The 18,107-nt window shown below is 46.3% G+C and carries 14 protein-coding genes; 4 read left to right on the forward strand and 10 right to left on the reverse strand.

The window, feature by feature from the left end; all coding sequences use genetic code 11:
* Window positions 1-72: 72 nt before the first annotated feature.
* Entirely contained in the window at window positions 73-795 is a 723-nt protein-coding gene (locus BLU87_RS01085) for a glucosaminidase domain-containing protein (protein ID WP_139167433.1), read from the reverse strand.
* 108 nt (window positions 796-903) lie between these two features.
* Window positions 904-1,683 carry a tRNA 2-thiocytidine(32) synthetase TtcA gene (ttcA, locus tag BLU87_RS01090; RefSeq protein ID WP_092344085.1) on the reverse strand — a complete coding sequence of 260 codons (780 nt, stop codon included), beginning with the start codon at window positions 1,681-1,683 and terminating at the stop codon, window positions 904-906.
* 148 nt (window positions 1,684-1,831) lie between these two features.
* Between ttcA and BLU87_RS01095 the strand changes: the two genes are divergently transcribed.
* Complete coding sequence (locus BLU87_RS01095) at window positions 1,832-2,575, forward strand: lytic transglycosylase domain-containing protein (protein ID WP_092344086.1); 744 nt, start codon at window positions 1,832-1,834, stop codon at window positions 2,573-2,575.
* Window positions 2,576-2,698: 123 nt separating this feature from the next.
* On the opposite strand, the gene BLU87_RS01100 is transcribed toward BLU87_RS01095, so the two are convergent.
* The 6 genes from BLU87_RS01100 to BLU87_RS01125 form a co-directional block, all read right to left on the reverse strand.
* On the reverse strand, window positions 2,699-3,652 hold the full coding sequence (locus BLU87_RS01100; RefSeq protein ID WP_092344087.1) for a methylenetetrahydrofolate reductase: 954 nt from the start codon (window positions 3,650-3,652) through the stop codon (window positions 2,699-2,701).
* A 123-nt stretch (window positions 3,653-3,775) separates the two neighbouring features.
* Window positions 3,776-5,845 carry a hybrid sensor histidine kinase/response regulator gene (locus BLU87_RS01105; RefSeq protein ID WP_092344088.1) on the reverse strand — a complete coding sequence of 690 codons (2,070 nt, stop codon included), beginning with the start codon at window positions 5,843-5,845 and terminating at the stop codon, window positions 3,776-3,778.
* A gap of 79 nt (window positions 5,846-5,924) precedes the next feature.
* Window positions 5,925-7,109, reverse strand: coding sequence for an FIST signal transduction protein (locus BLU87_RS01110; protein ID WP_092344089.1), 1,185 nt, complete (start codon window positions 7,107-7,109; stop codon window positions 5,925-5,927).
* Window positions 7,110-7,574: 465 nt separating this feature from the next.
* Window positions 7,575-9,761, reverse strand: coding sequence for a hypothetical protein (locus BLU87_RS01115; protein ID WP_092344090.1), 2,187 nt, complete (start codon window positions 9,759-9,761; stop codon window positions 7,575-7,577).
* A 38-nt stretch (window positions 9,762-9,799) separates the two neighbouring features.
* Complete coding sequence (locus tag BLU87_RS01120; protein WP_092344091.1) at window positions 9,800-10,645, reverse strand: cytochrome c3 family protein; 846 nt, start codon at window positions 10,643-10,645, stop codon at window positions 9,800-9,802.
* 14 nt (window positions 10,646-10,659) lie between these two features.
* A complete protein-coding gene (locus tag BLU87_RS01125) occupies window positions 10,660-11,892 on the reverse strand; it encodes a hypothetical protein (protein ID WP_092344092.1) in 1,233 nt (410 codons plus the stop codon).
* 527 nt (window positions 11,893-12,419) lie between these two features.
* On the opposite strand from BLU87_RS01125, the gene BLU87_RS01130 reads away from it, so the two are divergent.
* The 3 genes from BLU87_RS01130 to BLU87_RS01140 all read left to right on the forward strand — a co-directional run bounded on the left by BLU87_RS01130 (window position 12,420) and on the right by BLU87_RS01140 (window position 16,494).
* On the forward strand, window positions 12,420-13,121 hold the full coding sequence (locus BLU87_RS01130) for a response regulator (RefSeq protein WP_092344093.1): 702 nt from the start codon (window positions 12,420-12,422) through the stop codon (window positions 13,119-13,121).
* Between the two features lie 158 nt (window positions 13,122-13,279).
* Window positions 13,280-15,100, forward strand: a complete 1,821-nt coding sequence (locus BLU87_RS01135; protein WP_092344094.1) for a sensor histidine kinase — start codon at window positions 13,280-13,282, stop codon at window positions 15,098-15,100.
* Window positions 15,097-16,494 carry a sigma-54-dependent transcriptional regulator gene (locus BLU87_RS01140; protein WP_092344095.1) on the forward strand — a complete coding sequence of 466 codons (1,398 nt, stop codon included), beginning with the start codon at window positions 15,097-15,099 and terminating at the stop codon, window positions 16,492-16,494. The genes BLU87_RS01135 and BLU87_RS01140 overlap by 4 nt, the downstream gene beginning before the upstream one ends.
* A 40-nt stretch (window positions 16,495-16,534) precedes the next feature.
* Here BLU87_RS01140 and BLU87_RS01145 read toward each other — a convergent pair whose 3' ends face one another.
* Both BLU87_RS01145 and BLU87_RS01150 read right to left on the reverse strand, forming a co-directional pair.
* The gene (locus tag BLU87_RS01145) at window positions 16,535-17,581 is read right to left on the reverse strand and encodes an AI-2E family transporter (RefSeq protein WP_092344096.1); all 1,047 of its coding nucleotides are present in this window, start codon (window positions 17,579-17,581) and stop codon (window positions 16,535-16,537) included.
* A 91-nt stretch (window positions 17,582-17,672) separates the two neighbouring features.
* Window positions 17,673-18,095 (reverse strand): hypothetical protein, encoded by a 423-nt coding sequence (locus tag BLU87_RS01150; RefSeq protein WP_092344097.1) that lies wholly within the window; start codon window positions 18,093-18,095, stop codon window positions 17,673-17,675.
* Window positions 18,096-18,107: the final 12 nt, after the last annotated feature.

Genomic DNA, 18,107 nt, shown 5'->3' on the forward strand with positions numbered 1-18,107 from the left:
CTCAGTTTAAAGTTAGATTAATGTAATGTTTGCTTAAGGTAGTTGGTTTTTAATCTTTTGTCAAACATCGAATTAAAGCTTGATGTTCTGTTGGTCATATTCCTCAAAATTATTATAGCGGATAATAGCAGAAAGCTCTTTGCCGTATTCTTCTCCCTTTTCGGAATAGCCGTCCAGCTTCTTGACTAACTCATAGGGATCATCTGTTTCCATTTTCAAGGCTCGGAACTCTGCATAGGCTTCACCTCGGGCTAAGGTTCGATAATAGCTACGGATAGAGTCTTTGATCGATCTGTACTTTTTGACCCAGATGGTTTGTTCTCCCCGGGTTTCTGCGGCCGGTATTCGCGGTTCGTTTTTGCTGAAAGACCAGATGCCGAAAACATTGTTGGCCTCTTTAAAAAAACGTGATGTCGCCCAGGAACTTTCAAGGGCTGCCTGCGCTAAAGCGATGCTTGGCGGGTGAGGTTTGAGAGCGGCAAGCAGTTCTTCATTGTTGGCGGCATTATATTGTTCTCGCAGAGCGATTAATTCAGCACTGTCAGCGTCAGTGGCAATCAGTGCCGAAACCCGTTCGTATTGTTGCATCAGTTCGTTGTAAACTTCATTGACTGCCGGGACGATGGTGGCCTTGAATTGTGCCTTCTTCTTTTCAACGCTGATCTCTGGGATAGGTTCTGGTTGTGGTTTTTTCTGTTTTGTCTGCACCACCGGCTCAAACCAGAAGCTCGATGAAATCAGCAAGGCAAAAAAAATCATAATCAAAAATATGGAGATAAGTGGATATCTTTTCAACGTTTATGCCCTTTTTATTGGCCCTTGAACCTGTGAATCATTCGAGCAACTAGCAGGTTGCTGGACCGAAGTGAATTTTCAGATATTCTCCTTTTATCCTTTGTATTGTCAAGTGTGAGGATGGCTTCTGGTGGTGACATAGTTTTTGTCCAGCAGGTGGCGTGGATGAACATTGCTGATGGCGGCAATCATACTGCGGCGTATCTCCGGAATTTCCCTGGCGAGGTCATGAACAAGTTGCTTCATCCGTTGCCGCTTTTGATCTTCTTGGGCGACGACAGGACAGGAGCAATTGACGATTGGGAAATGGAATGCATTGCTAAACCTTTGAATCTCTGTCTCTTCGGTATAGACCAACGGTCTGATGACGGTGTGTTTGCCATTATCAGCCAAAAGTTTGGCAGACATCGCAGAAAGGGTTCCGGCATAAAACTGGTTAAGCAGCAGGGTTTCAATAACATCATCAAGATGGTGCCCCAGAGCGACCTTGTTGCAATGATGTTGCTCTGCCTGAGAGTAAAGAGATCCACGTCGCAATCGGGCACAAAAGGCACAATATGACGTGCCTGGCCGCAATTTTTCTTCAATGATCTGATAGGCGTTTGTTGCTGCCATCTGATAATTGAAACCATGGTGCAGCAGATGTGCTTCAATCTGCTCTTTTTGGTAACCGGGAAAGCCTGAATCGATATTTATGGCGACCAGTTCAAATTTCACCGGCGCTTTTTTCCTGAGCGCTTCCAGCACGTGTAGCAAGGTGTAAGAATCTTTTCCTCCAGAAACACCCACAGCGATTCTGTCTCCTGCCTCAATTAAGTCAAAATCACCGATTGCTTTACCGGTTTTACGTTGAATTTGATGAAATGCCTTTTGCGCTTCGGGGGTCATTGCTATTCCTCCTGAGGATATTTTTGCAGAGAAAAGCAGAAAAACTGTAATTTTTCCATAGAAAAATATGAGTTCGGTGCAAACATTGCTTAAAAGACAGGTGCAGCTCTCTCTGGTGTTTTTTGTGCGCTAAATTTGCGAGGTGATAATGAGTATTGAAGCAACAAAAATGGTTTCCATCCCCAGTCCAGTGACTCCACAAAAAAACATGGGAGGTCCTGTAGACGACAATAAATCCAGCTTCGCCAAGGTTTTTGATGCGGCGGTTAACCCTCCGAACTCTTTAGAAAATTCAAAGTTGCAAGCGGCCAAACTGGCAAAGTTTTCGCAACTCTCTTTGTTGCGGGGGTTGTTTTCTATCACTGAGGAAGGGGAAGATGAAGACCTCTTTTCAGGTCTGCGACAAATTGAATCGCTACAGATGACAGTCGCCCAGAGAAGTCATATTCTTGACAGTCACTATCCAATGGACAAACCATCTCTACTGATATCTGAACAGAATGGTCGCAGTGAAGTGGATCGAATGATCGAGCGAGTCGCAGAAAAAGTCAGTTTGGCGCCGGAGTTAATCCATTCTGTTGTTTCGGTCGAAAGTGCTTATAATCCTGCCGCAGTGTCACCCGTCGGTGCCCAGGGGCTGATGCAGTTGATGCCTGAAACTGCCAAGGAGCTGGGTGTCCAGGATAGTTTGAACCCACAGCAAAATCTCCTTGGGGGGAGTCAATATCTGAAGCAATTGCTGGATAAATATGAAGGCGATCTTGATTCGGCTTTAGCGGCCTACAATTGGGGTCAAGGGAATGTTGATCGACTCGGGTTGGACAAAATGCCTGAGGAGACGCGTAACTACCTGACAAAAGTAAAAAGTCTGCTAAAAAATCCATCATCTTAGGTGGATTATTGATTCAATCTTGCAGGTTTCCTCCAATGAACCCTCTCGCCGTTCGAGGTTTCTTTAATGGGTAAGATTACAAACGACAAAAGGGGCCATTGCAATGATTGTGATGTTCTGGCGCTAAAATACAGCTTCTACGATCTTTCGGGTGTTATCGGAGACACCATAAGTGTAAATGTGCAGACTGGGAACATTATGGGCGACAAGATCTTTTGATTGCTGAATCGCCCACTCGGTTCCGACCTGTTTCGCTGCATCATTGTTTTTGCATTTGCCCAGTTCTGTCGCCAGGTCCTGTGGCAGGTTGATGCTGAAAAGTTTGGGGAGCACTGTGAGTTGATTGGTCAGGTTGATGGGTTTGATACCAGGAATAATTGGCACATTAATGCCGATGGCACGACACTTGGCGACAAAATCATAATAGACCTGATTATCAAAGAACATTTGCGTCACAATATAGTCGGCTCCTGCATCCACTTTTTGTTTCAGATAATTCAGATCAGTGTCAAAGTTGGGAGCTTCAAAATGTTTTTCAGGATATCCTGCTACACCGACGCAGAAGTTTAAAGGAGCGGTATTTTTCAGGTCAGGTTCAAGGTATTTCCCTGAACGTAAGTTGACCACTTGTTCAACCAGTTCGGCGGCGTTCGCATGCCCGTCTGCGTTTGGACGAAAGACATGGTCGGTCTTCAAACCATCACCCCGTAACGCCAATATATTGTGGATATCCATAAAGTTAAGGTCGATCAGGACGTGCTCAGTTTCACTTTTTGAAAAGCCACCACAGAGGATATGGGGTACGACCGGGATGCCGTACTTATGCTGAATGGCTGAGGCGATGGCGACGGTTCCCGGACGCTTACGAACAACTCTTTTTTCGATGCTTCCATTCTCTAGCTCAACAAAGACCATCTCATCCCGGTGGGTGGTAATGTTGATATATTGGGGGGCATAATCGACTAAACTTTCAATGGTCCGACAAATCTTACCTGTGTCGCTCCCTTTCAGAGGGGGGAGCAGTTCAAAAGAAAAAACCGTTTTGTCGCTATTATTAATGATCTCAATCACGTTCATTTTAGATCCTAAGGTGCAATGTTGCCGCTGTAAAAAAACAGATATCTATATTTTACTGCAGGGTTAATGGATAAGGCCGAAAACCATAGCGCCCTTTTTAACGTATTCTTAGCAAATCGACAATCAACTTTTGTTATTTATGACTTTTCTGATGACGTGTGACAAGTCAGATAGTTCGTAGGGCTTTTGCAGGAAAGCGCCAATACCCAGGCTGGCGATTTCTCCTGAGACGGCCTCAGCGTTATGACCGGTGCACAGGATTGCTGGCAAGTCAGGTTTGATTTTCAGCAGCGCAGTGATGAGTTCCAGCCCTGTAAGCTCAGGCATGGTTTGGTCTGAAATAACCAGGTCAAATTGTTCCGGGTCGTGACTGAATAGTTCTAACGCCTCAGTGCTACAGGTCAGAGCGGTCACCTGATAGCCAAGGCTGGTTAGCAGCGAGTCTCCGAGCTGAACCAACATCTCATCGTCATCCACAAACAGGATCCTGCCTGTATCTTGCGTTGTGTAAACTGGAGGCGGCAGAACCATGACTTCTTGCGGTGCCTCTGTCAAAGGGAAATAAAGTTCAAAAGTACTCCCTTTGCCCAGTTCAGTGTGGACCTTAATTATACCGCCATGTTGATCGATGATCCCGAGTACCGTCGCCAGCCCCATCCCTGTCCCCTGGCCAACAGCTTTAGTGGTGAAAAATGGGTCAAATATTTTATCCATGATGTCATCTGCCAACCCGCAACCTGTGTCTTCAACGCTGATGCGACAATATTGTCCCGGTGAGCTTTTATCTTGGGATGGAATGTCCTGCTGCTGCAGGTAGACGGTTTCGACTTTCAGCGACAGGTCGCCAACGCCATCCATGGCTTGGACTGCATTATTGCACAGGTTGAAGAGGGATTCCTGAATCAAGGAGAGGTCGCCGATGATGGCTGCGTCGCTGCATTCAGAACTAACAGACTGGTGCAGATTGATCGAGGTCGGAATCGTCGCACGTAGCAGGTTCAGCGTTTCTTCAGCAATGGTGGCAATACTCAATGGTTTGCGGCTGGGGCTGCTCTGGCGACTGTACGCGAGAATCTGTCGGGTGAGATCGCGGGAGCGTAGAGCCGCAGTCTTGGCATAGTCGAGATAATCATAAACTTCATCGGAGCTGGACATGTTGATTTGCGCCAGTTCCAGATTGCCGAGGATGATCGCCAAGCTATTGTTGAAGTTGTGGGCAATGCCTCCAGCCATGACGCCAATCGCTTCCATCTTGCAATTTTGCCGCAATTGGGCTTCGAGCTGTTTGATCTCTGTGATGTCAGTTGAAATTTGTAGCCGAGCCATGCGACCATGGGTCCATAGGATTGCTTGACTATTATTGAGATAGTCCTGTCCGGTTATGGGGTGTTTTCCCTGCGAGGACTGGATCCCGGTCGGTTGTCCTGCTGCGTCAAGCAGGTAGGGATTGGTACAGTGGTCACAAGGGCCATCCTTGCCCATAAAAACTTTCCAGCAAGTTTCGCCCGTGTAATCTTTACCAAATTCGTCGACCATGTTTTGATTCATGAACAGGACTTCATAGGTTTCCATGTCGACAACACAAATCGAGGCATCAATACTGTGGAGGATTGTTGTTAAACGCTCATGACTTCGATTGAGTCTGGCTTCTGCCTGACGTATTTTCTGCAAGGTGAGGATATGGTTAATCGCATATCCTAATTGCTTCAGCAACTGGGTGAGCATGCGCAATGCTTTTTCCGTAAAGCTGTTTTCATGGGCAGAGAAAAGGCGCAGGACACCGAGGACTTGATCTTCAAAGATAATTGGTAGAAATGAGAAGGACTTGATTTGATTCTCAAGGCTGGGGACTAGCATATAGCCAGAATCTGCTGCTGAAAGGACATTTTTGACCAGCGGGAGTTGTGTGTCTAGCAGTTGTCGCAGACCAAAATGATCAAAGGGGACGATTTCCTCCAGAACGTCTTGAGAGGACTGGAAGCCACTGCTGGCCGCAACAAAAAAGGTTGTATTCTCTTTGCTCTTGATCAGGATTGACCCTGAGGTGTAACCGAAGCGCTTAAGGATTTTTTGCAGGAATTGATTGAGTTCGGTCTTCATGTCGAGGGATGTGCCGATTGATGACACAAGCTCATACATGACGGACAGATCTCTTAACTTATTGTCCAGATCGAAGGTTTCATTGTCAGCCATTGACCCTTGCAAATTACTTCCTGTCTGGAAAACTTTCTTCCTGTAAGCGTTGTCTCTGTTTGCAGTTCATGCTTCGATGCTATCCAGGGAAGACACAGATGACGACAGCCTTATTGTGAAACTCAGGAGGACCGGCACCGATGGCGCCAATCTCACCAAAAGTCATACAACCCCAAATAGGCACTTGATCCCCCATGATTTCGCGAATCGCCCAGACTTCATCAATAAAATGATCTTTCAGCAAAATGCAGCGTGACACGCAGGTGAAAACCAGGACCCCCGCAACCGGATTGGCACCCAGTTGTTTTTTTGCGTCTCGTGCCGCATCTTTGACGGCCTCAAGGAGCGAATCCTTGTCGCCGTGCAGAATTCTTAGAACCGAATTCTCTGGAACTTCGCCGACACAGTGAATGGCCCCGTCAGCGTCTGTGCTGATCGGGTCTCTGACGATGTAACCACCACCTTCTTTGGCTTGTGGAATTCCAAAAGGGTGACTCATGGCGTACTCTGCAAATCCTGTATCATCGATGCTGATATCGCCGTTTTGTTGTGCAAATTGAGAATAGACGTCATAAGCATTTTGCCAGTCTAATTCTTTGATGACGTGGCCTTCAGCGCTGGTGACAATCATTGGCGAACTGATGGGTTTCCAGCCATGGGAGGTGGCGACCCCGATCTTTTTTGCAGAGGTGATGAGTGCTCCAACGAGGGAGTCGGTAAGGACTTTATCGTTTAAGTATTGAGAGGTTTTGAGGAAATGTCGGTTATCACCTGAGCCGCCGCCGGCATACTTTGTTTGTGATCCAAGGGCCTTGAAGAGGGAATCAACGGCGCGTCCTACGGTATTGGAGAGTCCATCAGGAAAAAGTAATTGCAGGGAGTGTTTGTTTTGTTTTCCAAGCACCTGACTAAAGCGTGATCCCAGTTTGGATCCGACTGCGCGCTGGTCGTAACTCAGGTTTTCTTCAGCATCAAGGCAGAAGTCCATCTCGTCACTTTGAATCACCCCGACAATCACCCCTTTGACTTTCATCTCCTGGCTGTTAAAAACACCCGCGACGGTAAAGCCGATAATATGATCAGTGGCTGTGGAACTTTTCACCCCTTTGAGGACTAACTGGTGATCGTAGTTGTCGGTAGCAAAAACAATGATGAGGTAATTGTCTGTTTCTTTAAGGGATTTTATGGCTTCTGTCAGGGCTGTTTTTCCCGCCAGAAAAGAATCACTGAGGTCACTTAATCCTACACCACAAAACGTTGCCACGGATTTTCCCCTTCCGACAAATGTAAACAGGTTGATCTTAGGGTGTGGGCGGCTTCAATTGATAACTTAAGCCGTAATCACGATTCCGGTCGGAATCTGCAGTCCCAGATATAAAAGATAGTGTCTACGAGGATTGTATCAGAAATGGAATAAAATGCATTAAGAAGATTATTAGCGTTGTTATGAGGTCGCGGCTCTCTTTGGTCTGGATTGGAAGGCTGCTTTGTCAGCACCACCTGATATTGTGGTGCGATCGGTTCTCCGGTCCAGTATTGATATCAGGGTTGGTGAAGAAGAAATGATCAAGTCTGATACTTGAGAGATTGACATGTAAGTATATCCATATTTTCAATGGGCCTGGATTAGTGGATCTTCTGGAATTTCCGCGTACAGTTCATTATTGAAATCAAGTTTATGTAAAAAAAGCCCCCGCTTTAGCGGGGGCTTAAGGATAGAGTTATAATTTTAATTTGGACGTGAGGCCCCTAACCAATTAGCAGCTTCAGGATAGTCTGATGAATAATCAGCAATGGTTCCGTCGATCTCACCATCCTCTACCCAGTCAATGGCGTCATAGAGAGCGCGCTTGACATAGTAACGGTTATGAGCATAACCACCGGGTTCATCAGACGGTAGCTTGGCATTCTGGAATGCACCTCGATCACCGTCAGCTGTATTAAATTCATCAATAACAGCTGCAGTATAGTTTGACTGACCATTGGTCAGATTCAACAGATCAGTCAGTAGTACCCCAGCTTCTTGGTACCCAGCTGATTCTTCTTCTAACAATGCCACTGCGTCGGCAACAGTACCAAGCTCACCATCTTCAGATACCAGGGCAGCACCATGAGCACCGGTGTGACACTCGACACAGACTGACGCATTTAAACCAATGATAACACCAGCATCGTCTTTTGCGACGACATCAAAACTATGGTCTGCAGCGTCACCGTTCATGTGACACGCAACGCACGGTCCAGCGCTATCAGCAGCGATACTGTCATGTGCGAAGAAGCTTACATTGGTATAGTCCAGACCGGGATACTCATAAGCTACATGGCTGTATTCACTAAAGAGGTCAGCTGCTGCTGGTGCATGGTGACCAGCGAAGCGGCTGCTTTCAGATGCAACCTCATTGTTTCCACGACCAGAGTGACAGACAACACAGGTATTGGAGCTTCCAACGTCTGGGAAAACGACTGCTGCGTCATTATAAGTGTATGTAGCTGTTACAGCACCAGCGACACGTAAATCACCAGTTTCTGCATTGCTATGGCAACCCCAGCAATAGAGCAGTTCGTTTTGTCCTGAACCGTCTACAGCATTCCAGCCGTCAAGGTGGGAAAAGTCATTGTCGGCAACATCGTAGCCAGCAGGATCGGCGACGTAGTTCATAAAGCCAGTTGATGTATGGCACATCTGACAATCACCGCGAGCATCAGTTGAATCCCAGTTGTAATGGCTCCAACCGATCCCAGTCGCATCTGTGACGCCTGCTGCAAGGGCAGCACTGGCCTGTTCATTACAACGACCATGTGAGATGGATGTAGACGCAGTTCCCATACCATCAAGATCATTGCAATCGACCGCTTCAACTGCAGCAACAACATTTTCTAGAAGTTTTCCAGCATGACCCGATTGTGCCCACTGAGTGTGGATGGTCAATGCTTCGGGGTCATCCAGTTCGCCAGTATTGGTGATTAATTCGTGGCCATGGCAGTCAAAGCAGGGGGTCTCGCCATTTTCACGAATGACATAACCTTCTATGACCCCTTCACTGCTAGGATTATCGAAGTGAGTGCTGGCAATCAGACGATACCAAGCGTTTTCGTGATGGCCGGCCATAGCTGTTGTAATTCCGGCAGATAAAACATCGTCATCAGTAAAATATTCTCCGTCAACACCGGCATCTGTGCTGACGGTATAGTCATCACCGCTCGCCATGATGGTGCCGTCATTCATTTTATAGTTATGGCAGCTGGTACAGAGGGCTAATTGTGCTGAAGCACTGTTGTTTGGAGTCCAGTCTTCAGATGCAGTGTTCATTTCTTTGGTCAACGGGTTGTGGCAGGTTCCGCAGACCATGTTATGAAGGATGATGTTGCCGTCGGCATCAAAACTTTCAGGAACGTTTGTTGCTGCATCAAAAGCAGCCTCTATCGTAGCTTGGTCACCAACGATACCTTTGAGGGCCATAAAACCTTCGGCAGAATGACAGCGAATACAAACGCCTTCAACATAGTGTTCAGTATCAGGGATAATCATGGAAGTGTTTGTCGGGTCCCCGAGGTTATGCTTGGAAGCCATAATCAAAGTCGCCTCGTCATGACAAGCTGCACAACGTGCACCGTCAGGTGAGGGATAGGGAATCGGACCTTCGCCATGATGGAATTGACCGCCACCGTGGCAGTCTTCACAATCATGAGTAATTGCTGATCCCAAGCCATTCATATCGGGATTCACACCTGCGATGCCATTAATCTCAGCATGAACTTCGAGAGTATGGCAGATTGTACAATTGCCGGCATTATCAGCATCGATGACTTCTGCAGGTGCGGTGACTTCACTGCCTCCACTACCGCTACTGCCGCATCCCCAAAGTGATGCACTAGCCACCACTGCCATCAATAAAATTAACCATTGTTTACGCATTGAAAAACCTCCTTTTAGTTGAATGATTGATCCTGTGATCAGTGGCATTTACGGCAGGTTTTGCCGTTGCTAGCATCACTGATATTCCCTTTGATATCGTCCCAGTCTTTGGGGTGTGGATTAAATCCAATAGCTCCACCTCTTGCGCTATGACAACGTAAGCAGGCATCTCCTTCCGGGTGGCAGGCTTGACAGGAGGCCAATGACCTTCTTGCCTCACGAGCATGACCAATTGACCAGGAATGAAAATCCATACTTGCGCTGGAGTGGCAGGTGTCGCAAGAGAGGGAGCTATTGATGCCGGCATGAATCACATCGATATCCGCATCTTCAATACCTAGATCAAATGTGCGGCGATGAGATGGACTGCCAATATCATCTGTTTTAAATTGCCATGCATCATGACAGTCGCTACAGAATCGTGCTTCGTGGCAACTATTACAGCGATTCTGCCCGGATCGCGCTGCAAGGGGATGAGTCACCGAAAAATCGCTACGGTGGACGTTGTTCATGTTGTTACCAAGGTCTCCCATCTCATTGGCAAAGCCAGCCTTGTGACAATCAAGGCAGGAGCTTTGTTCGTGACAGGAAGCGCAGTCGATGGCATTTCCTTTGGCAACAGGACCGTGATTTAACGACCAGATTGGACCGTGGGTCTTGGTCTCTGGAAGCACGATTTCATCAATCAGTTCTGCGTCATGGCATTCAAGGCAGATATCGGTTTTAGGGATAATGGAATCTGCTTCACTGACGTGGCAGGTCGCGCAATCTGCATCAACGACATACTCCTCAACGTGGGCATCGTGATCAAAATCAACTGCCCAGAGTGGAGCAACCGTAGACGCCAAAAACAGAAAAAGTGACATAATTATTTTACGAGTCATAATGGCGCTCCTTGTTAAAATTTAATGTTCAGGCGGAGGATGCCGCGATTGTAGTAATCCCAGAGGTCACTCTCGATGTACTCGTATTTAGCGGTGAGATTCATCGTGGCGCTGAGATCATATTTTCCATCCACCCAAATCCGTGTGCTGGTGGTTTCATTTTGGTCAGAATCATCGGTGTTGAAATAAGCGATATCGCGTTCCAGGACGTCAATATTGGCACCTAATCCACCTCTGAATTTGGTACAGAATTGATAATTTGCATAAGCCTTGAAACCATAGAGGTCCTGGCCATCGTCATCATTGCGGAAGGTTCCGGTCAGGTAGCCGTAGAAGCCGGACGTTCTGAGTTTTTCAACTCCAATCTCAATGACATCGGCATCTGAAAATTCCTCGTACATTTCATGGGTGATACGGCCAAAGAATTGGATGTCACGAGAAAATTTGTAAGTCAGTTCTGCCATTAACTCTTCATATTCTTCGACGGCAAAGACTGAATAGATGGATGTCGTGGAAAAGACAGGGAGTGAGTAGAGATATTCTGTCCGTAGGGTGAATTTATTGAAGCGATATTTACCACCCAGCAATGCATAGCTGAGGCGTTCTGAGATGATGTCAAACTGCAGTTCGTTGTAGAGCCAGAGATTGTCGTTCAAATCATAATCAATATTGAATCCGAGCAATTCTTTAGCGATAAGCCCTTGATCCCACTTTTGTAGGTAGGAGATTCCAAGATCGATGCTGTTATTGGCAAATTTACCGTTAAACTCAATTCCATCAACAACATCCTTGATGTTATAGCCATCGTAATACTTAACGTCTCCACCGGCAAACAAACGGATATTATACGCGTCTGTCAATGAGTATTTGAGAGCCAGACCGTCCATCATTGATGCGCCAGCAGTCGTGGAGATGAATTGTCGCCCTAGACGAAAATCAAGATTGTTGAAAAAATCTTTCTTTTCGAGATAAGCATAATAAAGGCGACTGTCAATATCATCTTCATTACTGAGATCGTCAGCTAACCGACCGTAGAACTTGAAATTGTAACCGGAATCGAGAAGGTCCTTCACATTCAGTTGCAAGTACTGATATGCGGGGGTGGCAGTCTCCTCATTAGCGGTGTCGTACCATTCCAAGGCCGTACTGGATCGTCCTGACAGCGATGCAGCTTCAATAGACGCCACCGGCCATGTGACCAGTAATGCGAATATCAAAACAAAGGTTATTCCCTGCCCAAATTTCATGATGCCTCCTTTAGTTGATGGCTTGATACAGATGGATTTATGTATTGCGAACCGGTTTAGAGTATTCATCTGTATTTGGTCTATCAGCAAGACGTGCGCCAAAATCGAAAACTGTTAAAAAGTACCCAAAAAACAGTTGGTTAGCTTATCGTTGTCGGATGGTTGGTACAATGAGTCAGATCCAATATGGGGAATTCACCAGATTGAACTGGTGGAATCCCCATATTGGATCTGTGGATTTAATCGTAAGACGGGATGTGTAGTGAACAACATTTCTGTCTGAAGATATTTTTGTTAAGTTCTTCAGCGGTCGCTAGATTATTGATAATGACGCCTCCACTTTGTGACCCTTTTCGGTGATTTGCCCAAATTTTATTGGTGAATTTCCTAACTTCATCAATTCTGATTGGATTTATTCCGGTTTAAACTCTGCCATCATGCTGCTTTCATGATCTGGAACGGCTCTTGCTCTGTTACTTTTGGGGTTGATTATATTATCGCTTCAAATTGATTGGACGGGATGTTCAATGGGTGGAGTTGTCAAACACATTCAAATGATTTGCGATGAAATGGTTATGCTATTGGCTGTTTCTAGAGCCTACCGTGATAATACGGTGAATGTCGTTGCGGCTACCAATATTGAAGAGGCTCTAACGCAGACGCAGACCTATGACTTCAGCCTGTTTCTCTTGGATCTTGACATCAAGGATGGTTGTGCATTTCAGGTGCTTGAATGGATGACCCGCCATTTTCCAGATAGACCGGCCCTCCTTATGACAACCGCGGATTCTCAATCTGCACAGTTGGTTGAAAAGATCAATGAGGTGCGACCACAAAGTTGTTGGCATATTTTGGAGAAACCATTTGTTTATAAAAAGCTGGTCGGATTCATCGATAGTGCTTTGCAACTTGCTGAGGAAAGTTTTGATTCAGACTCGCAATATCAATTGTCTGAATGTTTGGAAAGACGTCATTGCCATAGAATTTTACGTTTTGCGCGAGCCAAAATTCCCTGTGTTACAGATACCGGTCTGTCATCTCTTCATCATCCCCTTTTTGCCAATCTGGTTGATATTTCCATCGGTGGAATGAGTGTAACGACCGATGAAGCGTTGGTCCCTGGAGAGACTATTTATTTTGATGAGACGTTTATGCATCAATCAGGTACGGTTGTTTGGTGCCGTTTACAAATAGAGCACCTTTATCATTCCGGGATCAAGTTTTCTTGAACTGACTGGCGGTTGACCTGATCCTGTGAGTAAAACTCACCCCACCTCAAGGCTTTTTATGATATCTTTGGGCGAATAAGTTATAAATACTTCGCCTTGGGGTTTTAATTTAAAACGCGTGCGACTAAGCGTTGCATATATCTAAATGGTGGTGCTTCATGAAGCGTCAAGTTCTTTGGGGACTTCTGATGATGTTGATCTGTTTCCTGATCGGTGGTTCTTATATTATTTACGCCATCGGGGATACGACCAGCCAATTGGAACGTGCAGTGACACTGCACCATGCTCATGATGCGATCAGGGGGCTGCAACTTGGGATAGAGCGGGTCCAGGGTCAATTAAGACTGCAGGCTGATCCTAGGGCGAGGGATCTTGCTTTATTGCAAACGGATGTAGTCGGTATAAAAAATAAGATAATAAGTTGTTTTCATTGTGAATATTCTGTAGAAGCGTTACATCAGCTTGACCATATTATGGTTTTAAAGGATGATTATCTTGGCCTGATTCACCGGTTGCAAGACCTTGCTCCTGGGGACGAATATCAACATTTGGTGGTTGATATTTTAAACAAAGGACCGAGTTTTAGCCTAGCTATCGATTCATTTCTCAAAAGTGCGTCTGAAGAATTTCCCACCCGTTCAAGGACTCTCTATAGAGACATTACCAAAGTTAAGCATCTGATCATTTTTCTGGTGATCGTCGGTCCGATTGCAATCCTCTTGTTGACAGCCTATTTTCTTAAGCGTTTTACCGGTTCTGTTGGTGTGTTGGTGGAGGCGTCCAATATTTTGGAGAAGGGGGATCTTGACTATCGTATCGACCATGATTTGAAGTTTGAGTTCAAGCGTTTAGCCGATTCGTTTAATCGTATGAGTGCCTCTTTGAAGTTGAAACAGGATGAGCTACAGTCTGCCCAGAAACTTTATCAAGCCCTGTTTGAGACGGCCGTAGATGGTATCTTCATCCTCGATCTTGCTGCAGGCCATGAAGGGGTTATTGTTTCCGCCAATCCTGCCGCTGCAGCTATGCATGGTCACCGGGTGGAGGAATTACCCGGGATGAATATTGCCGATTTTTCGTTTGATGATGAATGTGCTGAACGTCTTCAATGCGCGATGGCAGGCCAGTGGTTGGAATATGTTACAAAGCGAAAGAAAAAAGGTGGGGGGCGTTTCCTTGCTGAGGTCCACGTCGGTTTGCTTGATCTGACGGAAGAAAAATATGCTCTGGTTGTCAGTCGGGATATTACACAAAAGAAAAAAGAAGAGGCCGAATTACAACGAGCTAATCAGATGGTCTTGGTCGGTGAAATGGCTGCAGGACTCGCTCATGAAATCAAGAATCCTCTGGCAGGAATCAAAGTGACTTTAGAAGTTCTGGCTGATGAACTGGATCTCAATGAAGAGGATCAGGATTTATTTGTACGGGTGATTAATGAGACCCACCGGGTCGAAAGGTTGTTGAAAGGTTTGTTAAACTATGCACGTCCACCACAACTGCATTATGAATGGTTCGATTTGAATAAGCTCCTCGACGATTCGATTCAAAATATCTCCATTACTGGAAAAACTTCATCTGCGGGTAAGATTGAGTTTGCCAGAGACCTCGCCCCACAACTCCCTTCACTCGAAGCGGATACGGCTCAATTACGACAGGTGATTCTGAATATATTTCTCAATGCCATCGAAGCGATGCCTGAAGGCGGGGAGGTGCAGGTCTCCACCCGCGCAAGAGATGACGAATTTGTTGAAATTATTATAAAAGACAACGGAAAAGGGATTCCTGAAGGGGTGTTAGCAAATATTTTTCAACCTTTTATGACAACAAAATCGAAAGGGAGTGGGTTGGGGCTTGCTATCTGTAAGAGAATTATCGAAGAGCATGGGGGGACGATTACAGCGCATGCTCTCGCAGGTTCAGGCACCCAGTTTACGATTGTTTTACCATGTAAGCGCCAACGCCGGGAGGCTTTGTCATGAGAAAGAAGGGGCGGATTTTACTGCTTGATGATGATGAACTGATCATCTCCATGCTCTCCAGAGCATTACGCAAAGAGGGTTATGAAACCCAACTGTTGCACAGTTCGGAGATGGCGGTTGAGAAGATTATTGCCTGGCAGCCGGACATGATGTTTCTCGATATTGAACTGGGAGAAGAGTTGGATGGTCTTGATATCCTGAGAATGTTACAGGCTGAGCGTATCAACTTTCCGGTGGTGATGTTGACAGGTGATGACTCCAGTGATTCTGCTATCAAGGCGCTTCGTTATGGCGCTTCGGATTATCTGCATAAACCATTCAATGTTGAAGAGGTCAAAATCGTTGTCGATCGAATTCTGAAGAATTCTCGAATGCAGGACGAAATTGATTATCTGAAAAGGGCTCAAGTTGAAAAGAATGGGCAACCATTCATCGGTGAATCTGCCGCTATTATCCAACTGTTAGATGATGCTCGCAAGATTGCGACCGCTGGAGTGAGTTCCATTTTAATCACCGGTAAGTCAGGGACTGGGAAAGAGGTTCTGGCACGTAATCTTCACCATTGGCGGTTTGCAGAACAGCAAGGTTTTGAGACCGTCCCTTTTATTGCGATCAACTGTACTGCGCTGCCTGAAAACTTGATTGAGGGTGAGTTGTTCGGTCATGTTAAAGGGGCCTTCACCGATGCCAAAAGCGATAAAAAAGGGGTCTTTGAGCTTGCTAATGGCGGCACTCTGCTGTTGGATGAGATCGGCGATATGCGGCCTGACTTACAGGGGAAATTGTTGCGGGTTCTGGAAGAGAGGACCGTCCGTCGAGTGGGGGGCAAGGTCGATTTGCCGATTGACGTCACGATTATTGCTTCGACCAACCGTGATCTGAAAAAATTGGTTGCCGAAGGGCTGTTCCGTGAAGATCTTTATTATCGCCTCAGCTCTTTCTTTATTAATATTCCCCCGCTTTGCGAGCGTGAAACGGATGTGATCCGACTGACAGAATATTTTCTGCAGAAATTTGCCCAAAAATACTCGAAGAAGCAGGTCAAAACTCTTGCTAAAGAAGCTGAAGAGCTTATGCTGGAATACCTTTGGCCAGGCAATGTGCGAGAACTGCGCAATGTCATTGAACGCTGTGTCGTTATGGAGAGTGCACCCGTGCTCGGAGTGGAATGTTTGCCGTTGGATATTGGTGGGCGGAAGGCTGACTCGATAGAGCGGCGGAAGAAGTTTCAGATTTTACTGCCAGAAGAGGGTATCTCTCTGGAAGAGGTGGAGAGAGAATATCTGCAGTTAGCGTTGGAGCGAACCAACAACAATATGACTAAGGCGGCAAAGCTGTTGAAAGTCAGTTACGATGTTTTCCGTTATCAGGCAAAAAAGTATAATCTTCTGTAATCGTTCGTCGGGCGGGGCGATGCACCAGATTATGGCTGTGTCAAGGTTTGGATGCATCCTGAATCGGAGCGTCAGAACTGAGCAGGATCGCCATCCAGCGAGTTGAATCATTCACTTCCAGCGCAATTTTGACCACCATCGTCAGCGGCACGGAAAGTAACATCCCAACCGGACCGAGAACCCAACCCCAGAAAACTAAAGAGATAAAGATAACTAAGGCTGAGAGCCCCAGTTTCTGTCCCATCATTCTAGGCTCAACGACATTTCCCATAACCACATTTGTAACCAGATAGAGGGCTGCAACCAGCAAGGAGTGGATTGGCCCTAGCTGAACAACCGCAAGCAGAAGGGCTGGAATTGCCGCAATGATGGAACCGATATTGGGAACGTAATTGAGGAGAAATGCAATCATTCCCCAGAGTGGCGCATAGTCGAGCCCGAGGAACAATAGGCCGATAGTGACGACCAGACCGGTGCCGATACTGACGATGGTTTTAATCACCAGATACTGACGGACACTGGTGGAAAATTTTTCAAAAGAGGCCAGCGAGGAGTCAGCATCAGGGAGCGCTGCGCGGAGTTTATTGGGCATGCCTGCAGCTTCGAAAAGGATGAAAACGACAGTCAGTAGAATCATGAAAGAGTTGGTCAGGACTCCTCCCGCTGTTGCCAGCATACTGGCCGCAGACTGCATGATTGATCCCGGATCAAAGTGTTCGAGTAGGATCTGCTTTGATATTTTAATCCCCAGTTTGTCAAACCAGTCAATCATGATCAGGGTTTGAACCCGGAGTTTTTCTTGATAGACAGGGAGTTCATTGGTGAAGTCGTTGACTGAAGTTCCAATCAGAGTCACTACTACCAAGCCGCCAAGCATGACAACGCTGATGACCAGTAACAGCGCAATCGGAGCCGGAATCTTACGTTGTTGCAACCAGAAAAACGGGCCTGCGCAGATCACCGAAATAAAGAAAGCGAGGAGAAACGGGACCAGAAGTGCCTGGGCTGTTTTAAGTCCAGCAATGATGATGATCAGTGCGGCTAAGGTCAGAACGAATCCGGCACCCTTGTTTTCAGATCTGGTCATTGACGTTTCTACCTGAAAAGTTTTGATGAAAAAGGATACTCATCAATAAACAGCAAGAACAAAAACTTGTCAATTCATTCCAGCAGATAATTTATGCGACTGAGCAACGTAAAAGTTTTATCCCACTGCGGAAGCTGACTTCCATTTTGTTGGGTTTGATGGTGTTGACGACACAGCCAAGACCAAAGGTTGGATGTTGGATGACGTCTCCACAATTGGCCACCATTTTGATGTTGTACGGGGTTGCATTGGCGGCGTCAGCTGAGCTGATCTGGTCTTCCCATGCGGCCTCTATTTTGTTAACTTTTACCGATTTAGACGCGGCTGTTTTGTTTCTGACAGCGGTCTTTTTAGGGCTGGCATTACGGTAATTATGGGTTCCATTGCAGGTATTGCAAACGACTCGCGCAACCGTGTCTCCAACCATGGCGACGATCGTGTGATTGGTGATGTCTTTACATTTTGTGCATTTGGAGGTGATGTGATCACCTGCCGAATATTTCTTGTTTGGCATTTGTTCTCCTCG

It is taken from the genome of Desulfuromusa kysingii (assembly GCF_900107645.1).
In the GTDB taxonomy this organism is placed as follows: Bacteria; Desulfobacterota; Desulfuromonadia; order Desulfuromonadales; family Geopsychrobacteraceae; genus Desulfuromusa; species Desulfuromusa kysingii.

Coding starts and splice junctions, on each gene's coding strand:
- BLU87_RS01120 (WP_092344091.1), bottom strand. CDS start 10,645: ATGACTCGTAAAATAATTATGTCACTTTTTCTGTTTTTGGCGTCTACG.
- BLU87_RS01115 (WP_092344090.1), bottom strand. CDS start 9,761: ATGCGTAAACAATGGTTAATTTTATTGATGGCAGTGGTGGCTAGTGCA.
- BLU87_RS01150 (WP_092344097.1), bottom strand. CDS start 18,095: ATGCCAAACAAGAAATATTCGGCAGGTGATCACATCACCTCCAAATGC.
- BLU87_RS01130 (WP_092344093.1), top strand. CDS start 12,420: ATGGGTGGAGTTGTCAAACACATTCAAATGATTTGCGATGAAATGGTT.
- BLU87_RS01100 (WP_092344087.1), bottom strand. CDS start 3,652: ATGAACGTGATTGAGATCATTAATAATAGCGACAAAACGGTTTTTTCT.
- BLU87_RS01135 (WP_092344094.1), top strand. CDS start 13,280: ATGAAGCGTCAAGTTCTTTGGGGACTTCTGATGATGTTGATCTGTTTC.
- ttcA (WP_092344085.1), bottom strand. CDS start 1,683: ATGACCCCCGAAGCGCAAAAGGCATTTCATCAAATTCAACGTAAAACC.
- BLU87_RS01105 (WP_092344088.1), bottom strand. CDS start 5,845: ATGGCTGACAATGAAACCTTCGATCTGGACAATAAGTTAAGAGATCTG.
- BLU87_RS01125 (WP_092344092.1), bottom strand. CDS start 11,892: ATGAAATTTGGGCAGGGAATAACCTTTGTTTTGATATTCGCATTACTG.
- BLU87_RS01145 (WP_092344096.1), bottom strand. CDS start 17,581: ATGACCAGATCTGAAAACAAGGGTGCCGGATTCGTTCTGACCTTAGCC.
- BLU87_RS01095 (WP_092344086.1), top strand. CDS start 1,832: ATGAGTATTGAAGCAACAAAAATGGTTTCCATCCCCAGTCCAGTGACT.
- BLU87_RS01140 (WP_092344095.1), top strand. CDS start 15,097: ATGAGAAAGAAGGGGCGGATTTTACTGCTTGATGATGATGAACTGATC.